General features: G+C 36.5%; 16 protein-coding genes. 13 read left to right on the top strand and 3 right to left on the bottom strand.

The features are described from left to right. Nucleotides 1-828 precede the first annotated feature (828 nt). The gene (locus ACFIMG_RS05375) at nt 829-5,388 is read right to left on the bottom strand and encodes a hypothetical protein (protein ID WP_375679311.1); all 4,560 of its coding nucleotides are present in this window, start codon (nt 5,386-5,388) and stop codon (nt 829-831) included. Between the two features lie 654 nt (nt 5,389-6,042). Between ACFIMG_RS05375 and hfq the strand changes: the two genes are divergently transcribed. The 4 genes from hfq to ACFIMG_RS05395 all read left to right on the top strand — a co-directional run bounded on the left by hfq (nt 6,043) and on the right by ACFIMG_RS05395 (nt 10,872). Beyond that, complete coding sequence (hfq, locus tag ACFIMG_RS05380; protein ID WP_375677158.1) at nt 6,043-6,282, top strand: RNA chaperone Hfq; 240 nt, start codon at nt 6,043-6,045, stop codon at nt 6,280-6,282. Between the two features lie 53 nt (nt 6,283-6,335). Continuing rightward, entirely contained in the window at nt 6,336-7,673 is a 1,338-nt protein-coding gene (gene hflX / locus ACFIMG_RS05385; RefSeq protein ID WP_375679310.1) for a GTPase HflX, read from the top strand. A gap of 149 nt (nt 7,674-7,822) precedes the next feature. Then, nucleotides 7,823-9,649, top strand: a complete 1,827-nt coding sequence (locus ACFIMG_RS05390; RefSeq protein WP_375679309.1) for a hypothetical protein — start codon at nt 7,823-7,825, stop codon at nt 9,647-9,649. Between the two features lie 146 nt (nt 9,650-9,795). Beyond that, complete coding sequence (locus ACFIMG_RS05395; protein WP_375679320.1) at nt 9,796-10,872, top strand: COX15/CtaA family protein; 1,077 nt, start codon at nt 9,796-9,798, stop codon at nt 10,870-10,872. A 20-nt stretch (nt 10,873-10,892) separates the two neighbouring features. Here the strand turns inward: ACFIMG_RS05395 and argC are convergent, their stop codons facing one another. Beyond that, nucleotides 10,893-11,825 carry an N-acetyl-gamma-glutamyl-phosphate reductase gene (argC, locus tag ACFIMG_RS05400; RefSeq protein WP_375679308.1) on the bottom strand — a complete coding sequence of 311 codons (933 nt, stop codon included), beginning with the start codon at nt 11,823-11,825 and terminating at the stop codon, nt 10,893-10,895. Between the two features lie 322 nt (nt 11,826-12,147). Between argC and glyA the strand changes: the two genes are divergently transcribed. The 6 genes from glyA (at nt 12,148) to nusB (ending at nt 16,687) form a co-directional block, all read left to right on the top strand. Then, on the top strand, nt 12,148-13,461 hold the full coding sequence (gene glyA / locus ACFIMG_RS05405; RefSeq protein WP_375611569.1) for a serine hydroxymethyltransferase: 1,314 nt from the start codon (nt 12,148-12,150) through the stop codon (nt 13,459-13,461). A gap of 11 nt (nt 13,462-13,472) precedes the next feature. Further along, a complete protein-coding gene (gene nrdR / locus ACFIMG_RS05410) occupies nt 13,473-13,955 on the top strand; it encodes a transcriptional regulator NrdR (RefSeq protein WP_375611570.1) in 483 nt (160 codons plus the stop codon). After that, nucleotides 13,948-15,078, top strand: coding sequence for a bifunctional diaminohydroxyphosphoribosylaminopyrimidine deaminase/5-amino-6-(5-phosphoribosylamino)uracil reductase RibD (gene ribD, locus ACFIMG_RS05415; RefSeq protein WP_375679307.1), 1,131 nt, complete (start codon nt 13,948-13,950; stop codon nt 15,076-15,078). Before nrdR ends, ribD begins: the two co-directional genes overlap by 8 nt. Beyond that, nucleotides 15,060-15,677, top strand: a complete 618-nt coding sequence (locus tag ACFIMG_RS05420) for a riboflavin synthase (protein ID WP_375613061.1) — start codon at nt 15,060-15,062, stop codon at nt 15,675-15,677. Before ribD ends, ACFIMG_RS05420 begins: the two co-directional genes overlap by 19 nt. Before the next feature lie 81 nt (nt 15,678-15,758). Beyond that, on the top strand, nt 15,759-16,214 hold the full coding sequence (locus tag ACFIMG_RS05425) for a 6,7-dimethyl-8-ribityllumazine synthase (RefSeq protein ID WP_375679306.1): 456 nt from the start codon (nt 15,759-15,761) through the stop codon (nt 16,212-16,214). Between the two features lie 2 nt (nt 16,215-16,216). Beyond that, on the top strand, nt 16,217-16,687 hold the full coding sequence (gene nusB / locus ACFIMG_RS05430; RefSeq protein WP_015856452.1) for a transcription antitermination factor NusB: 471 nt from the start codon (nt 16,217-16,219) through the stop codon (nt 16,685-16,687). A 77-nt stretch (nt 16,688-16,764) separates the two neighbouring features. On the opposite strand, the gene ACFIMG_RS05435 is transcribed toward nusB, so the two are convergent. Beyond that, nucleotides 16,765-17,244 (bottom strand): outer membrane protein assembly factor BamE, encoded by a 480-nt coding sequence (locus tag ACFIMG_RS05435; RefSeq protein WP_375611591.1) that lies wholly within the window; start codon nt 17,242-17,244, stop codon nt 16,765-16,767. 221 nt (nt 17,245-17,465) lie between these two features. On the opposite strand from ACFIMG_RS05435, the gene ACFIMG_RS05440 reads away from it, so the two are divergent. From ACFIMG_RS05440 to ACFIMG_RS05450, 3 genes are all read left to right on the top strand, one after another. Beyond that, nucleotides 17,466-18,023, top strand: coding sequence for a DUF177 domain-containing protein (locus ACFIMG_RS05440; RefSeq protein ID WP_375679305.1), 558 nt, complete (start codon nt 17,466-17,468; stop codon nt 18,021-18,023). A 149-nt stretch (nt 18,024-18,172) separates the two neighbouring features. Further along, a complete protein-coding gene (gene plsX, locus ACFIMG_RS05445) occupies nt 18,173-19,243 on the top strand; it encodes a phosphate acyltransferase PlsX (protein WP_375613059.1) in 1,071 nt (356 codons plus the stop codon). Between the two features lie 49 nt (nt 19,244-19,292). After that, nucleotides 19,293-20,270, top strand: a complete 978-nt coding sequence (locus ACFIMG_RS05450) for a beta-ketoacyl-ACP synthase III (RefSeq protein WP_375679304.1) — start codon at nt 19,293-19,295, stop codon at nt 20,268-20,270. Nucleotides 20,271-20,285 lie beyond the last annotated feature (15 nt).

Genomic DNA, 20,285 nt, shown 5'->3' on the forward strand with positions numbered 1-20,285 from the left:
TAAATCCTCATTTCTCTGAATATCAAAATGCATGAGTATGAGAAAATTCTTCTGGATCGTAAAACCAGTTTGATGATTCTTTTTGTTTGTGTGCATGAATAATTTCATTGATAGCAGCACGATTAGTTTTTTCTTTCCTTAATAAAACCCGTAAAAATTGATTAGTCTACAAACAAATAAAATATTACTAATAATTACATTACCAAGCCATTATTTTTTTTGCAATGCTTACAACTTAAGGAAAGAAAAGAAGAGTGTTTTCTATTAACTTCATCTTCTTTATTTAAATTTCTATAGGGAGGTAGAAGAAATTTTAAATAACAATTTGCAATTTATAAATTATTTTTGCAGCTATTTAAAAGGAAATTGGAACTTTAAAAATGGGAGTTGTTTTGTTTATTATTCAATTGAACTCTTAATAATGCAAACTTTATAATTTATAATGAATCATCTCGTATGTTGAATGAGAAATTTGAATACAATAAGATTCTTTTAGCTCAAACTTATCTAATATAATAAAAAATATTTACTTACATAATTCAAACGAGAGTAATATGTGGATAAAAAACATTAAAAAAAATAAATAGAAGTGTTTCTATGAGCTATTTTAATACAAAAGCATGAATTTTTTTCACAATTAATAAAAATTTGATAAGCCATTACGCTTCTTTAGGGTTATTGCTTAGGATATCAAAGAAAACCGCATGCCAATTATCCCAACCTTTGAAGTACAAAGCTACAGTTGAAAAAAAAAGCATTCTATGATGAGCCATTAAAACAACTGGAGAGAGAAAGTGGAAAAAATATCTTTTTCCACTTTCTTATTTGTTATTGGATTCGACCACTTGCATGAGCAAGCATAGTATAAACTTTTCCGGTATCTGATATCAAGTACTTGCGAACTGAGTTGGAAGAGCCAGAACTGCGCGATATATCACGTAAGAGCTTTTCGAAATCTGTAACATATTGATTCACTGAACGTTTAAACCCAAAATCGCTCATATATTTTTTCTTAATCATTTCAAATATTTTTTGTCCATTTAAGGTATAAAGGCGTTCTGTTACGATGTTTTTTTGTCCACGTTGATAATGATCCCATAGCTCAACAATGGCATTGTGATTAATAGCTTGCACTATACCAGACGCTAATGAATTAAGAGAGCAGTTTGCAGGAGATGGTTTTGTTTGCACTGATGTTAAAACATCATCACTAGGGGGAGCATCATAAAATGTTTCTTCACGTGAAGCTCTTTCTAAGAGATTTGATACCCATTTATTTGGTCTTTTTTTGCTTTGATCTTGTTGCAAAATAGGCTTAGGTGGCACAATCTTTTTAACAGACTCAGTGGAACTGTCACTTTTTTGATTAAACATTGATGATGTAGGAAATGCTGATATTAGCTGTTTTTGTGCGCTCTTTTGATCATTTTGTATAACACTGACTAAATCTTGTAACGCTGTAATCTGTTCATTCAAAGCTGTGCGAATTGTTTGCGTTGTTTCTTTTGTTTTTTCTGGAAGTTTTTTTACATTTTCATTGATATCATTATTAATCTTTGAAAGCTCTAAACGAACTTCATCAGCGGAGCGACGTATATCTTCTGCTGCTTCTGAAAAACGCGTTGATGCTTCACTAACAAGCTTATTAAGTGATTGTTGGAATGAATTTGTGGAGTTACGCGCATTCTTATCAGAGCGTTCAAGTGCTAAGTTGAAGATTTTTTCATAATGCCCAATCATTTGATTAATTTCATGAGACTTTGAAACAAGAGCATCGCTTAATACAGAAAGCGTATTATGTTTTTCTTCAAGTGTTGCACTAAGTGAATTTTCAGACTGTTCAAGAACATGAATAGTTTGGGAAAGTGTCTTTGCATGTTCACCAAAACTGCTCGTTATATGATTAATTTGTTCAAAGGTACTCTTTGAAAGTCCTTGCAGAATTTCAACATTAGTATTGAGCGCTTGATTTGAGGCTGACAAACGCTCTGCTACTTGGTCCGTGTTGCGGAAAAAATTATTCGTACTCTCATTAAACTGCCCATCAATATTTTGAACAGCCGATAATAAAACATTACTATTTTCGTGAAAATTGTAAATTGATTGATTCAACTGTGTTAAGATGGATGAGACATTATTAACAAGCTCTTCCTTCATAATCGTTATTGTTTGAAGTGTTTCAGAGTTAGCTTTGGTTAAGCTATTCACTAAAGATTCATTATGTGCATAAATTCTTTGTTCAGCATCTTGTGTGGAAAGAGAGAGTTGTTCACCGATATGCTGTGTTAAAGAATCAATTGATTCTGTCGTATTTTGCGCTGCTTGATTTAAGTGATTTGTAAGCTCTGTTATTTTTCCAACATGTTGTGAAATTTGTGTTGTTGTTTGATTTCCAGCATCTTCCAGACGGCTCGTTACATCAGAGAGCTGATATCCTAAATTATTTTTAAGATTTTGCATAGAGTGATGAAGAACATCACAGCGTTCATTAAGAACTTGTTCTATTGCTGTTGTTGATGTGTGAATAGTTTCATTCAATAATGCTTGTGCATTATGGCTGGCTGTTGCGAAAGCTTCGACAGTATGCGCTGTTTGTTCAGACAGAACTGACAGAACTTTTTCACTGGTATCATAAACAGTTTTTTTGACATTTGATACAATGCGATTGCCTGATTCTGAGAGAATATTTTCTGCTTGTGCAGTAACATTTGTAACAGATGAAAGAATTTGTTCACTCGTAGAAGAAAGAATATCAGAAGCTTTTATAATCTTATTATGCAGGTTATCTGTCACTGTATTAACAGAGTCTTCTAAGGTTACACGCATATTGTCAACACTGCTTTCCAGCGCTTGTTGAATTATCTGACTTTGCTCATTACTAATCATGAGAGACGTTTTTAATGTGTCAGAACGTTCCTCAATAACAGATGTTTGCATATCAATGGCTTCACAGATTTGGCTAAATTTTTCAGATAATGTTTCCTCTAGCGTTGTTGTCCGTTCAAAAATTTTGTGTGCACGATCTTCTAGATCTGTATCGAATGATTCCATACGTGTTTCAAGGGTTTCAAAGAAAACACCACTCGATTGAGAGAGAGTATTCTTTAAAATTTCGGCATGGCTTTCAAGGTTTTTGATATGATCTTGAACCGTTTCAGTAATGTTTTTATTATTGGCGACAATTGCACTCTCAACTAAATCTATTTGTTGTTTCAATGCAACATCGACACGTATATCACTTTTTGCAATGAGATTATGGATTGTTTCCATGCGTTGTTCAAGTGTGCGTGCTTGATCGGCAAGAACTTCATTGAGAGAAAAACTATTAATCGCTAAAGAATCGCGCAGAGCATCGGCACGGATATCAATATTTCTCGCTTGTGCTTCTAAAGCATCTTGGGTTGTATTACAACTTTGTACAATGACATCTTGTAACTTTTCAGTGCATTGAATGATGTTTGTAATATGATTTTCAGCTTGTTTATCAACGACTTGAACATTATCAGCCAAAACTTTTTCAATATGAGAAGTATTTTGGGACAAAACATCAATTTGTTTTCTTAATGTATCCGCAATTTTATTTTTCTCGTTATCGAGCATGTCTGCCATAAGAGCTCGTTGATCAGAAAGTTGTACTTTAAAATCTTGTGAACGTTCTTGTATGATATCAACAATGGCATTGTCGACATATTGAATTTCTTCTCTCAGACTTTCCTTACTTTTATCAATTGCAGAAAGAATAGCTTCACGTCCATTTGTAAATGCATGGGTAATGTCTGCTGTTTTTTCTTGGAGGTTCTCATTTATTTTCAAGACATGAGCTTCCAAGAAGTTACCAAGTTTTTCAGCATTATCCTCTAAAGCCTGACTGCGTTCTATAAAGGAATCAATGATGGAATCACTATGTTCTTTAAGAGAAAGATCAACAGTTGCTAAACGTTGTTCAAAGGCTCCAATTGCTTGCGAGGTTACGTTATCAAATTTAGAAGAGAGTTTATGTGCTTGGTCGTCGAGCTTTAAGATCTTCTCATCAAAATTCTGTAGAGATTGATTATTACGATCAATAAGAGCTTTATCCAAGGCTTTAAACTTTTCATCGACAGCGTGCAAAGTTTGATCTGTTACTGCTTGTATATGTGTTGCAATTTTAGCAACATGTACTTCCGCTTTTTCAGCTGTTTCATTAAAGGTTTTTTCTATTTGTTTTTCATTATGATCAAATCGTTTTGCAAAACCATCAAAGTTTTTTCCTAATTCATGAAAAAATTCCGTGTTTTTCTGCTGAATTTGTGTTGTTGTTTTGTTAAATTTTTCAACAAGTTGATTTGTTACGCCATCACCGGCATAGGAAAGTTTTTCAACAAGGTCTTCACCTTGTTTTTGTAAAGTTTGAGAAAGGGTTTGTGCAAGCTTTTCAACATTGGTCACAATGTTAGAGGTAACCAAACCAAATTCATCACTCAGTTGTTCTTGGGTTCCTTTAATTGTTGATTGTACGCGATCTGCGTGATTCAAAATGGCTATGCGTTCATTACTCAATTCTTTGATTAATGTGTGAATGCGTGATTCATTCTCAGCATAGGCTTGTTCTAGATTGTGAACTTCACCTTGTATGATTGCTTCAAGTTCAACAGCACGTCCGAGGGTACGTTCAATACCTTCGTTCATTGCCGCTACTTCTTCACGAATGGTTTGCCCTATAGCAATAGCTTGTTTTTCAGATAGATGTTGTGGTTCACTAAGGCGCTGTGCAGCATTGGTCATAAGAAGCGCAATATTATGCAAGTCGTTTGAACGTTTTGTTAATTGAGCAACGCCCCAAGATATAAGGATAGGAATTGCTGTTCCGGCTGCTACAGCAAGTCCTGTTGGGGATGTAACAAAAGTGCTGATATTGGATAAGGAGCTGAGTCCGGTAGGTGCGAGTTTATGCGCAATAAAAGCTCCTCCCGTTGCCCATAAAGCACTAAGCGCTGTTGTATACCAGTAGACTCGAGAGGAAGAACGTTGCTTGAATGGTCCAAAATTTACAGGGGTTGTTATATCATCATTTGCAGGAAGAAGTTTTGTAGGCAATAATGTATTATGAACAGTTCCACCTGAAATATCAGGTGAAGGTTTTGGAGCAAAAAGCTGTTCAACAACGGATTTATCAACAACAGCTTCATCATGAATATTAGAAACAAAAGTTGACGTACCGTTTTCAGCAAAAAATTCTTCTTCTGCCATTGCAATTTTTTGAATCAGATCATCGACATTAACAACATTTTCAGAATTATTGGATGATATCGTTTCAAATCCTGTGTCATCGAAATCAAAGTTCATAGCTTTTGTGAGGGCTTCTTCAACTTCAACTTCAAATGTTTGCAATTTTGTTCTGCGTGCCATACTCGCCTCGTACTCTTACAGCCGGAAAAGGGATACGTCCTCTTCCACATAATTTCTACATACTAGCTGTTAATTATTTAGAAAGGAATATGCTTAGGGAAAAATTTTAAAAACTTATCAAGATAAAGTTAACGCGGTTTCTTGTACCCTGTTTAAAAATGTTATAAAATATAGTAAAAACAATTTATTATTTAAATCTAACTAAAACAAAAATACTGTTTACAACTTGTGTTTATAGAAAGCTTTATAAGCCGGCAGTCTTTGAAATAAGGACAATTTAATAGCGGTTATATATACAGTAAGGTGCGAATGTCTCTCTTTAATATCGATAATCGTTAATAAATGTTGTTGTCCGCTTACTTTTATTGATTCTAAACGAAGCAGATTCATCATCACATATAGTCTGTAATAGCTTAGGATGTATAAAAGTATGCCTTTGAATTGTAAGCTCATAAAAAAGTAAACGTGGAAAAATTTTTAATTTAATATAGCTTTTCGTAAGTTGTACTTTATTATTGTCTTAAAGAGCTGTTTTTTCTCTAATTTCAGTTGTTTGTTGCTGAATTTTTAAGCTTCTACGTTGACAATTGGATATTTTTCAGTCGATATGCATGCACGAATATTTTATGCAATCTAGATAAAGGTGTAAGAATAATGGCAGAGCGATCACAACACCTGCAAGATGTGTTTTTAAATACGGTGCGTAAGCAAAAAATTTCCCTTACAATTTTTCTTGTCAATGGCGTTAAACTCACGGGTATTGTAACTTCATTTGATAATTTTTGTGTTCTTTTGCGCCGAGATGGACACGCGCAATTGGTTTATAAGCATGCTATTTCTACGATTATGCCTGGACAGCCTGTACAGATGTTTGAGAGTGAAAGTCCTGAGTAAACATATCATTTTAAGATAGACCTCTTATCCCATTTAAAAGTACTTAGATTGCTATGATAAATGAAAATGAGAGATTAGGAGGGGTATTTTCGCAGAATACAGAACAGGTGCGCGCACTTGTTCTGATACCGATTTTTCAAGAAAATAGAAGTGAAAGCTCTTTGAGAGAGTGTTCTATATCTTCTCGTGTTAAAGAATCATTGGGGTTAGCGCGTGCTATAAGGTTAGAAGTTGTTAATTATGAAACGATTAATATTGCAACGCCTCGCTCTGCGACTCTCTTTGGAAAAGGTAAAGTAGATGCGTTAACCTGTTATATAGATGAATATTCTATTGAGCTTGCGATTGTAGATCACTTTTTAACGCCAGTACAGCAGCGTAATTTAGAAAAATTATGGAATTGCAAAGTTATCGATAGAACGGCTTTGATTCTTGAAATTTTTGGGGATCGTGCACGAACAAAAGAAGGAGTTTTGCAAGTAGAGTTAGCGCGTTTGTCCTATCAAAAAGGGAGGCTTGTACGGAGTTGGACGCACTTGGAAAGGCAACGGGGGGGGCGTGGCTTCCTAGGTGGACCTGGTGAGACGCAAATTGAAGCAGATAGGCGTCTTTTACAAGAGAAAATTATTCGTATTCGCCGCGAATTAGAAACGGTTATTAAAACACGTGCACTTCATAGAGCAAAAAGGAAAAAAACATCTTATCCTGTTGTGGCACTGGTAGGATATACGAATACAGGAAAGTCAACTCTTTTTAACCGTTTAAGCGGTGCAGATGTTTTAGCAAAGAATATGTTATTTGCAACGCTTGATCCGACTTTGCGCAAAGTTGTTCTTCCCCATGGAAAAACTGTTCTTTTGTCTGATACTGTAGGGTTTATTTCTAATTTGCCAACGAATTTGATTGCAGCTTTTAGAGCAACCCTTGAAGAAGTGGTTGAAGCAGATCTCATTCTTCATGTAAGAGATATGTCAGATCTTGATCATCGAGCACATGCCCAAGATGTTTTAGAAGTGCTTTCAAGTCTTGATATCGATATTGATGATATGGAGCATATCATAGAAGTTTGGAATAAGATTGATATGTTAGATGAGCAAGCATTGAATGTTTTACAAACAAGTGCAAAGACGCGATTAAATCCTGCTCTCATGGTATCAGCACTTAAGGGGGATGGACTCGATCAATTATTAAAAGCCATTGAAAAGCGAATTTTTGGAGAGGTGCAAAGCATTGAATATCTTTTACAACCTCATGAAATGTCGCTTATTGATTGGTTTTATGAAAACTCTGCGGAAATAGTGCAAGAAGGGCATGATGATGGGTCTATTACCATTAGAGCGGTTGTTACTTCTGAAGCAAAAAAACAACTAGAGAGCCTCAAAAAAATATGAATTAAGTTCTTTAAAGCTATTGTTGAACATTTGTGCTTAAATTTTATATTTTTATTATCCCAAAATAATATGACAGCAAGTTAAGAGGATAGTTACTACTTTCTCTTAATAAAACAATATGAAGAAGTATTTTGCTGGTTAAAATAAAGATGAGTCTTACATGTAATAAAAGACTATTCGTACGTACCGTATGGCGAAGCATTTTGATTGTTTTGCTATTACAAATGCTATGTGTATCTTTGATTTGGTTGTATTATTTTGTCCAGCCCCGTGGTTACCAAGCAACTTTAACATTTTCATTATCTGATTCTGTAGGAAAGGCATTACCAATTAAAAAGCAAGACAATGTTATCGCCTTTTTGTTTTCACAGCCTATGTTCTTCAATGATTCGAATTTTTCTTTAAGTGCTTCTTATAAGAAAAAAAATCATGAAAATATCCGTTTATCGCGTCATGGTGATTTTATCGATCTTACTTTTGAAGCCGAGACACTTGAAGCAGCTCAACGTGGGTTGGAAACTTGGTTTTCCGCATTTTCACAAGCAATCATAAAACAGAAACAATTCTTGTTAAATGATAAATTAGAAGACAAACAATATGATAATATTGCAATCCTTAATATCGTGCAGGAATTTCGTAAATCTATTGATTCTTTTATTCAGCGTGGTGTAAAACAAACAGAGCTTCATGATCTTTCGATGCAATTAATGCAAGCAACTTTAAAGCGTATTCATTTAACAAGTTTGAATTCAACGATTAACATGATGCGTGAAAATGGGCAGTCTTTACTGTCTTTATCGTTTATTGCAGGCAATTCAGCAATTGCTGCTCTGGAATCTAAACGTGATCTCTTGGAAACACAAAGAGCACATATGGCTGTGCAATTAGGGTGGACACATCCTCAAATTAAAGCGATGACTGCAGAATTAGAGACAGTTTCTCATCAATTAAAAAATAAAATTTTACAAATCGTTTATCAAGTTCATTCAGATGAGGTTATTGCAACGGAATTAGAAAAACAGCTCAAAAAAAGAATGAACTTTTTTGTAAAAGATCAATCCCAATCTTTGAATGAAATATTTAACGAGTTTGAAAATAAAATAAAAGCAGCAGTCGATGCCCAAAATGAAGCGATGAGCAAGTCTGCTCAACGAAGAGAAAAAATTATTGATTCATATCGGAGATTGAGTGATGATCCTCTTCTCTTACAAAATACAAATATCCACGTGGTCACGCCAACAACGTTAGCACCAATTTCTTTTATGGCTCTTTATGGAAAAAATATTCTTGTGAGTGCATTGGTCAGCTTCCTTACTCTTTTGCTAGGAATATTGTTATTCTATACGTGCTTTAAAAGGAAAAAAGACCAAATCTCAGAAGAGGATTTGAGATCAAAAGAAAATGATCTTAAGAAGAATGAGAGTATTTTAGTCTCTCAAGAAATGAAAAATTTTGAAGCTTTTATTACGATAGAGGGATTATCTGATGTTTTGAAATGGCGTGCTTCAACCATTATTTCAATCATTGGACCAGAAGCTGCACGGACAGCGGCAAAGCTTTCACTTCATCTCACAAAAGAGAACAAAACAATTTTGTTGGTCGATATTTCTGGTCAACAAATAGAGAAAGTCATTGGCCCACATCGCGGACTGAGTGATATTTTAACGGGCAATGCCAAGTTGCATGATGTTATTTACCGTGATTATGATACGGGGGTTGATATTCTTCCTCAGGGGTTAACAAGTGCTATTTCTGCACAAGATTTTTCAAATGATATTTCTCATATATTACAAGAATTTAAAAAAGAATATGATTTTATCATCCTAGAGATGGCAAGCGAACCAAAATATGGGTTTGAGCAATTTGCAGAGCTAACAGACTATTATATTTGTAATACTGTTCTTAATGAACAAGAATGGATGATGCGTATGGTAGACAGCTTTCCAAAGACTGTTTATCGCGTTGTAGCATCATAAGTTTCGTAAAAAAGAAATATGTATCGCATGTTATAGTGGTACGCTTGTTTTTTGCTAAAGTTGTAGTACATACTAAAATAGACAAAGAGTTAATGTTTAAATTTTAAAATGCATTTTAGTTGGAGAGAAGCGTGGGGCAATCAGAGATGGCAGTAAAGAGATTAAACAATAGCGTTTTAACGCCTGTGCAAAAGGAAAATAGAAAACATATACAGGTGTGGCTTTACTCTATTTTATTGCTTTGTTTGGCAATTGTCTTAGTGGGTGGTGCTACTCGTTTGACGGGATCAGGATTATCTATAACGGAATGGAAGCCAATACACGGCGTTATTCCACCGATTGGTGAGGATCAATGGCAAGAGGAATTTTTAAAATATCAACAAATAGCACAATATAAGCTGCTTAATCCTGATATGACCTTAAGTGCTTTTAAGATTATTTTTTGGTGGGAATGGGCGCATCGTGTTCTTGGGCGTCTTGTTGGTCTTGTCGCTTTATTGGGGCTCATTTGGTTTTGGGCGTCTAAGCGTGTTGAAAAAAATATCTTACTCCCGCTTATTGTTGTACCTATTCTTATCGCCTTTCAAGGCTTTATTGGTTGGTGGATGGTTGCTTCAGGGATTGGGCAAAGTAATTTAACAAGTGTGAGCCAATATCGTTTGGCATTTCATCTTATAACGGCATGTTTTGTTATTGTTTTTGTTACTTATTTATCTCGAGGGCTTGCAGAATATTCAGAAAAACCAGCAAATAAAAAGGTGCAATATTTTGCGGCATGGCTTGTTATTCTCGTCTTGATAGAGATTTATTTCGGAGCTTTGGTTGCAGGGCTTCATGCTGGAAAAGTCTATAATACATGGCCCCTTATGGATGGGCAGATTATTCCTGATGGATTGTTGCAGCATCGTCCTGTTTGGCTCAATTTATTCGAAAATTCCTTAATGGTTCAATTTATTCATCGGTTTTTTGCTTATTTTTTATTGATTGCCTCGGCTATTCATGCTTTCTATGTACAAAAAAATGCTCCACATTCAACTCATTCTCGTCGTGCATTTCTTATCTGTGTTATGATTATTATCCAAGCAGTCTTGGGTATCTTAACACTGTTACATGAGGTTCCGATAAGTTTGGGGCTCATTCATCAAAGTATGGCATTAGTCGTGTTGTGTTTTGTTGTTGCACATTGGCGAGCAACAAAAGGGGCTTATCGCGTTGTTGAATAAAAGTTTGTGGGTAGGGAGGTTTAGTCGCTTGAAAGCATTAAATCGAGGTTTTGGATAGCTGCAGCTGATGCGCCTTTTCCTAAATTATCGAATATGGCGCTGAGATTAAAAATACCTTCACGATCATTTCCAAATACGAACAGTTTCATACCATCTTTATTGGCTAAACACTCTGGATTAAGTCTTTGAAGTGAAGAAGTTTCTTCTTGTGATGCAACTAAAATGGTATTTTGTCCATCGTAATGGTTTGCGAGAATTTCGCGCAAATCAGAACAGTTTGCTGATTTTGTGAATAAATGGCGATGCAGAGGAAGATTCACAATCATTCCTTGGGGAAAACGACCCACACTTGGTATAAAAACTGGGGGTTGATTGATTTGTCCATAGATTTTAATTTCTGGCACATGTTTGTGTTCAAGATTAAGACCATAGATAAAATAATTGTCCTGAATATTTTGTTGAGATTGATTTTCCATTTGTAAAATCAACTGTTTTCCACCACCGGTATAGCCGGAGATTGCATTAATCGAGATGGGATAATCGGCGTCTAGCAGTCCTGCTTCACGGAGTGGGCGAATCAAACTAATGGCACCGGTAGGATAGCATCCGGGATTGGTTATATAATGTGCTGCTTGGATGCGCTTTCTTTGTCCTGCTGTCATTTCAGGAAAACCGTAAACCCAGTCTGGTGCAACACGGTGGGCTGTCGAGCTATCAATAATCCTAATGTTTTTATTTTTTTGAAGCCAATGAACTGTTTCGCGTGCAGCATCATCTGGAAGACACAAAATAGCAATATCGGCTTGATTAAGATAGTCTTGTCGCAGATGAACATTATGGCGATCTTTATGAGCAAGAGAGAGTAGTTTTAAATCTGTACGCCTTTCTAAGCGTTTTTGTATTTGTAGTCCGGTTGTGCCATGTTCACCATCAATAAAAACTTTGGTTAGCATTCTTATTTGCCTTCGTATTAACTTTGCCTATTATATTCAGCTTTTCACATTATAAATTATTTTTAATCATTAAATTATTGAATTTCTTTAGATTATAGATATTTTTTGTAAAAGGTGTAAACAAATAAGAGTGTAAAAAAAGAAATGTAATCTCATTTTTTACTATTCTCGAGAGGAAAGTTTTTCGCTGTTTTTATAACAAAGAATAAGATAAATATTTGCCTCATTATTTTTGAGTGTAAGTAGTTTAAAATGTTTGGTTTGCATGGTTTGCTGTGTTATCGTTCCTTGACTTTATTTTTTTATGTTAGGAATGTGTTTTATGACTCAGCAAGAAAATGACGCACAAAAGCGCTTTTTTAATGATAATTTACAAACTGTTGATGGTGCAATTTTTGACGCAATTAGAGGGGAGTTTGAGCGTCAACAACATGAAATTGAGCTTATTGCTTCAGAGAATATTGTTTCAAGAGCGGTCCTTGAAGCGCAGGGGTCTGTTTTAACCAATAAGTATGCAGAAGGTTATCCAAGAAAGCGCTACTATGGTGGGTGTCAATTTGTTGATGTCGTTGAAGATTTAGCTATTGAAAGGGCAAAACAGCTTTTCGGTGCTGCGTTTGCGAATGTACAGCCTAATTCTGGTAGCCAAATGAATCAAGCTGTCTTTTTAGCTTTACTTCAGCCTGGTGACACATTTATGGGGTTGGATTTAAATGCTGGAGGTCACCTTACGCATGGTTCACCTGTTAATATGTCAGGAAAATGGTTTGATGTTGTTTCCTATGGTGTGCGTCAAGAAGATCAGATTATTGATATGGATGAGGTTGAGCAGCTTGCAAAAGAACGTAAGCCAAAACTTATTATAGCAGGGGGCTCATCTTATCCACGGCTATGGGATTGGGAAAGATTCCGTGAAATTGCAGATGAAATCGGTGCTCATTTACTCGTTGATATGTCTCATATTGCTGGTCTTGTTGCTGGTGGCGTGCATCCTTCACCTGTTCCACATGCGCATATTGTAACAACAACAACACATAAATCGCTTCGAGGTCCCCGGGGTGGTTTAATATTGACAAATGATGAGGCTTTATCCAGAAAAATTAATTCTGCAATTTTTCCTGGTCTTCAAGGTGGTCCTTTAATGCATGTGATTGCCGCAAAGGCTGTTGCGTTTGAGGAGGCTTTGCGTCCCTCTTTCAAGAGTTACAGTGCCAATGTTGTCGCTAATGCGAAAACTTTAGCAAAAACATTACAGGGTAATGGTTTTAATATTGTTTCTGGTGGTACAGATAATCATTTGTTGTTGGTTGATTTACGTTCCAAAAATCTAACAGGTAAACGTGCGGAATTGGCTTTGGGACGCGCTCATATTACCTGCAATAAAAATGGCATTCCTTTTGATTCTGAAACGCCATCTATAACATCGGGAATTCGTTTGGGATCACCTGCTGCCACGACGCGTGGTTTTTTAGAAAAAGAGTTTATTCAAGTTGGTCATCTGATTTCAGAAGTTCTTGATGGTCTTCGGAGTGCAAAAAGTGATGAAGATAATCATGCCGTTGAAATGGCTGTTGAGAAAAAGGTAAAAGATATAACGAATCAATTTCCTCTTTACTCTTATCTTACCACTCGTTAAGGATACAAAGGATGCGCTGTCCTTACTGCCAATATGAGGATACACAGGTCAAAGACTCACGTCCAGCAGAAGAGGGGGCAGTGATTCGCCGCCGCCGTGTGTGTTCTGTTTGTGGTGGTCGTTTTACAACTTTTGAACGTGTTCAGTTGCGTGAGCTCTTGGTTGCTAAAAAAAGTGGACGATGTGAACCCTTCGATCGTGATAAGTTAATGCGATCAGTTGATGTGGCTGTACGTAAGCGCAATATTGATCCTGATCATATTGAACGAGCAATTTCTGGCATTGTACGCCAGCTTGAAAGTTTGGGAGAACCAGAGATTTCTTCAGAAAAAATTGGGCATCTTGTGATGGAAGCATTGAAAAGAATTGATGATATTGCTTATATTCGTTTTGCTTCTGTGTATCGAGATTTTCGTAATGCAAGCGATTTTCACGATGTTATAGATGAATTGTCAAAGGGTATCGCGGATACAGAATCTCGTTTTGATGAATAAAAAAGTGCAAGATGAACGGTTTATGGCTGCAGCTATTCGTTTAGCAGAACGTCATGTCGGTCTTACAGGTGAGAATCCTTCCGTTGGTACGTTAATTGTGCGAAACGATAATGGTGCTGTGGGGGCTTTTATTGTTGGCTATGGCGTAACAGCTATTCATGGGAGTCCTCATGCGGAAGTGCAAGCTTTACACATGGCAGGTTCTTTGGCTCAAGGAGCGACTGCTTATGTTACTTTAGAACCTTGTGCGCATTATGGAAAAACTTCGCCGTGTGTGAATGCGCTTATTAATTCAGGTGTTTCTCGAGTTGTTATTGCGCTGACTGATTGTGACAAGCGTGTTGATGGTCATGGTATTGCTCTTTTGCGAGCGGCGGGTATTGAAGTGGTTGAGGGCATTTTAGCTGAAGAGGCTTTTGAATCCTTATGGACGCATTGGTGCATAAGGAAGATACAACGCTGTGCGGTCACTTTTAAAATGGCAATTTCTGCCGATAATGGTGTTGGAAAAAGAGAGAAGGGCAGCGTAAAAATTAGTGGAACACTTTCTCATGCCCATACGCATATTCTACGTGCTCAAAATAATGCTATCCTCGTTGGTATTGGTACTATATTAGCAGATGATCCACAACTCAATTGCCGCTTGCCAGGGATGGAGATGCGCTCACCAATTCGTATTATTTTGGATGCAGATTTATCTATCCCCCTTGATGCAAAAGTTGTCCAAACAGCCATAAAAATTCCTACATGGGTTATTTGTGATGTGGATATTTCAAAGAAAAGCAAAAAAAATGCATTGGAGCAATATGGTGTGTCTGTTTATTCGGTCGAGATGAACAATGGTTGTGTAGAACCCTTTGCTCTTTTACAGATGCTTTATAAACATGGGATTAATAGTGTTTTATTGGAAGGGGGCGTCAAGACAGGGGAAAAATTTTTGAATGCTGGTTGTGTTGATCATTTGATATGTTTTCATACCCCCATTGTTTTAGGCAAAAATCGTATTGAAGCCCCTCATTTTGGAAATTATCTCTCGCAGTTTCATGAGATTGAGACAAGAATGTTTGGAAATGACCGTTTTTATAAGTGGAGACGTAAGACATTATGTTCACAGGAATTATAACGGATATTGGTTGTGTTGAAGATGTTCAACCTTTAAAGCAGGGGATGCGTTTAAAGATTTCTACCCGCTATGCTATAGAAAGCTTAGCAATTGGCGCGTCAATTGCTTGTTCAGGAATTTGTCTGACAATTGTAGAGCGAGGATTAAAGCAAGAAGATTCCAATTGGTTTGTTGTCGAGGCGTGGGAAGAAACATTACGTTTAACGAATCTTGCACAATGGATAAAAGGAACTTTTGTTAATTTGGAACGTTCGCTTCGATTGGGTGATGAAATGGGAGGACATTTAGTTTCTGGTCATATTGATGGTTTGGCTGAAATCATTGATCAAAAAAATGAAGGGGATGCAATTCGCTTTTATTTAAAAGTTTCAAGACAATTTATGCCTTTCATTGTTAATAAGGGATCTATTGCACTTAATGGGACATCTTTGACTGTTAATGGTGTTGAGGATTGTGTTTTTGATGTTCTTATTATTCGCCATACACTTGAAATGACAACGTGGGGACAAGCTAAAATTGGAGATCGGGTCAATTTGGAAATTGATCAACTTGCTCGTTATGCTGCAAAACTTTTTGCTTTAAAAAGAGAAGATGAATAAGCCAACACTCTATTGATCGTTTTCAGAATTTTATGCTTTATAACTTTGATTTTTTTGATTCGTTTTTTGTGGAATTCCATTATGATGAAAGAGATAGGTAAAAAGCCTCACGTATTGATTGTTGAGGCACGTTTTTATGAGGGGATTTCTGATGCACTTTTGAGAGGTGCAGTGAATACTTTGCAAAAATCTGAAGCAAGTTATGATGTTGTAACGGTTCCTGGAGCATTAGAAATACCAAGTGCAATAGCTTTTGCTGAACAAAACAAGATATCGTATGATGGTTATGTTGCTCTTGGTTGTGTTATTCGGGGTGAAACATATCACTTTGAAATTGTTGCTAATGATTCTTGTCGTGCATTGATGGATTTAACTGTTCATCAGCACTTGGCTATTGGAAATGGGATTTTGACTGTTGAAAACGAAGAACAAGCATGGGTGCGTGCAAAACTAGATGACAAAAATAAAGGTGGTTTTGCGGCTGAAGCTGCTTTATGTATGATCGCTCTAAAAAAGAGATTTGGAGATAATCGTTAAATATGGCTGATATAAAAAGCAGACATTTTCCGCGTTCAGCCAATAAACGTGGAGCAGCAAGACTCGCTGCAGTTCAAGCACTCTATCAAATGGATATCGTGGGTTCGGGGGTGATGGAAACGGCAGCTGAGTATGAGGCTTATCGTTTGGGAAAAGATATTGATGGAGACCAATATCTTGAAGCTGATTTTCAATGGTTTTTGGCTATTATAACGGGTGTTGTAAAAGATCAAAAGCAGCTTGATCCGCTGCTTCATCAACAGCTTTCTGCAGAGTGGTCTCTTTCACGTCTTGATTCTATATTGCGAGCAATTTTACGAGCAGGTTTATGGGAGTTGATCAACCGTAAAGATGTTCCCGTTGCGGTTGTCATGAATGAGTATGTTGACATAGCAAAGGCGTTTTTTGAAGGTGATGAGCCAAAACTTGTTAATGCAGTTCTCGACAGTATGGCAAAAAAAGTCCGCCTCTAAGAGCTACAAATCCCCCCCTATTATAGATCTGATATTATCAGACCTATAATATTGAAACGGTATGCAGACTATATAATTTAGTTATGGGGTGGCAAATTCACAGGGCCTTTTATAATTTGAATTAAGAAAGGATGTTCTTTCGTTACAGTTGGTGTTGTTTGTGTAATAAAATCAAACACTTGACCGTCTTGTAATCCGTAATTTGCAACTTTTGCAACCTGATTATTTTTATTGAAGTAAATGGCTAAAACTTTGCGATCAATAATCTTTGTTTTCATAAACTGCATCCCACGATAACGTGTCTGTGAGATGTAATAAAAAACTTCATTATCATATTTTGTTTTTAATGAAGGGGTCCCTAAAGTTAAAAGAACTTGCTCTTGACTTGAGCCAATAGAGATAGAACTTAGAGCATTTTTATCAAGAACATAGCCCTCTCTATAAATTTGGCTCGAACCTGAAGAATCAAGAAGGCTACACCCCGCAAGCATTCCTATGCTTGCTATTGATAGACCAATCAATAATTTACGTTTGATTAAGGCTATTATGTGAGGCATTTGAAACAATGGTATCTCCTTTTTATACTGAGATGTAGGACAAGAAGGCAACCTCAAGTTTTTTCTAATTTTAACTTAATCTACCGTAGCTTACACTGAGTTTCCCTGTTATAAAGCAAATTATGCCATATAGAATTTCTTTAGAAAAGAAAAAAATGCATAAATACTTGAGATAAATAAAAACATAGTGCTTTACGCGTTTTTATGTTTGGGAGTTGTCAATGAATGTTCAAAATGTTCCTCAAATGACATTTGCTTTGGCTTATCCAATATCTGTACGTTCTCTACCTGCTAAAGGTATAAGGGTTCATTTTTGTGCAAACAAAAAAGAATGTACACATTTAGCCCAGAACCATGATTTAATTGAAGTAAAATCTTGTGAGGGAAAATTCCATATTTTCCCGTGGAAAAAACGCGGAGTGCGTATAAAAGGTCTGTTGCAAGCGCGTATACTACAGTTATGTGTTGTTACATTAGAACCATTAGAAAATATCCTTTGTGAAAATATTGAGGTTGTTTTTGTTCCTGAAGATTCAAATTTGATGAAGCCCCAAATATCAGAGGATACAGGGGAATTGTTTTTAGATGTGGAGGGGCTTGATACTCCTGAAGTGTTTTATGATGATAAAATTGATATTGGCGCAATCATGGAAGAGTTTTTTGAGTTGTCTATTAATCATTATCCACGTAAAGAAGGGATAAAGATGAATATGGGTGAGAATTTAGAAGAAGCAGAGCGAAAATTCTCTCCATTTTCTGTTTTGAAAAATTGGAAGTGATTGTAGAAACATACAAAAAATATCTATTGTATGCTAAACGGTATTTTCTGCGGAGCGATTTTCGCAAGATGTGCTGTGTGAGTATTCAGGAGCCAAAAATCATAATATGTATTTAAAGATGTAAATGAAAAGATGTGGGATATGCAAGCGTGATTAGAATTTCTGTGGATGTCATGGGCGGTGATTACGGTCCAGAAGCAGCTATTGCAGGAGCAGCAATTGTACAAAAATATTTATCAAATATTTATTTTCTATTTTATGGAGTAGAGGAGGCTGTTCGTCCGGTTTTAAAAAAATATCCCTGTTTGGATTCTGTATCGCGCTTTTGCCCTACAGAAAGTTATACACGCATGGATGAAAAGCCAAGCCAAGCACTTCGTAATGGACGTGGTAAATCATCAATGTGGTACGCCATTGAAGCGGTAAAAAATGGTGAAGCTGATGCTTGCATTTCTGCTGGTAATACGGGTGCACTCATGGCCATGTCTTACTTTTGTTTGAAAATGCTTGCAGAGGCTGAACGTCCTGGTATTGCGGGTATCTGGCCAACACTGCGCAGTGAGAGTATTGTTTTAGATATTGGAGCAACAATTGGTGCCTCTGCTAGTCAGTTGGTTGATTTGGCGGTTATGGGAGCAGGTATGTTTCGCGCTTTATATCACACTGAAAGACCAAGTGTTGGGCTTTTAAATGTGGGGGTGGAAGAGGTTAAAGGACTTTATGAAATAAAAAAAGCAGGAATGATATTGCGTGAAGTGCAATTAGAAGGATTGGAATATAAAGGATTTGTTGAGGGCAATGACATTGGAAAAGGAACAGTCGATGTTGTTGTGACAGAGGGGTTTTCTGGTAATATTGCTTTAAAAACCGCAGAAGGAACCGCGCGACAGATAGGAGAGATTTTAAACTCTGCAATGCGCAGTTCTTTTTTAACATCTCTTGGTTATTTTTTATCACGGGGTGCTTTTCGTATACTGAAACATAAAATGGATCCTGATAGGGTGAATGGAGGAGTTCTTTTAGGTTTGAATGGTGTTGTTATAAAAAGTCATGGCAGTGCTAATGCTAATGGCTTTGCTTCTGCTATCCGCGTTGGTTATAAAATGGTTAATAATGGACTTTTACAAAAAATAACGGCTGATTTACGGCGATTTCATGAAAATAAAGCAACACTTTTTGACCAAGAAGATGAAGCGGTGATGAATGGAGAGTCCTTATGATAAGCTCTTATAATAGAAATAAAAAATTTGAAGAAAAGGTAAGAGCTGAATGATTCGGTCAATTATACGTGGTGTAGGAAGTGCTTTGCCGAAAAGAAGTTTATCAAATGATGAGATTGCAAAGTTTGTTGAAACGTCAGATTCATGGATTGTTCAGCGTACAGGAATACGCCAACGTTATATTGCCAGTGAAAATGAAACAACTGTTTCTTTAGGAGTTGAGGCTGCGCAAGCAGCACTTACAAATGCTGGTTTAACAATAAAAGACATCGATTGTATTATTTTAGCAACGTCTACCCCGAATCGTACTTTTCCTGCTTCTGCTGTTGAAATTCAGCATGCTTTGGGAATGAGCCATGGATTTGCTTTTGATATTCAAGCTGTTTGTTCTGGTTTTATTTTTGCTTTAACAACAGGAGATTCTTATTTACGATGTGGAGCGGCTAAAAGAATTTTAGTTATTGGATCCGATACATTTTCTCGAATTTTAGATTGGGAAGATCGTACGACATGTGTTTTATTTGGTGATGGTGCTGGTGCTGTTATTTTGGAAGCACTAGAAACTGAGGGGGGTATTGCTTTTGAGCGGCGTGGTATATTGTCTGCGAAATTGCGCTCTAATGGTGCTTATATAGATAAGCTATATGTTGATGGTGGACCTTCAACAACACAAACGACAGGCTATTTGCGTATGGAAGGACGAGAAGTTTTTAAATATGCTGTTGGTATGATAACGGATGTGGTTGATGATTGTTTTGCAGCTGCAGGTATGGATTCTTCACAACTAGATTGGTTTGTACCTCATCAGGCTAATAAGCGCATTATTGAAGCATCTGCTAAAAAGCTGGGAATTTCACTAGATAAAGTTGTGATTACCGTTGATCAACATGGTAATACGTCTGCTGCATCAGTTCCGTTGGCTTTAACAACAGCTGTTTGCGATGGAAAAATAAAAGAAGGAGATCTTATCATGTTAGAAGCCATGGGAGGTGGATTTACATGGGGAGCAATTCTTATTCGTTGGTAAATTATGGCTACTTGA

This window comes from Bartonella sp. AP11XZML (genome assembly GCF_042196445.1).
Lineage (GTDB): Bacteria > Pseudomonadota > Alphaproteobacteria > Rhizobiales > Rhizobiaceae > Bartonella.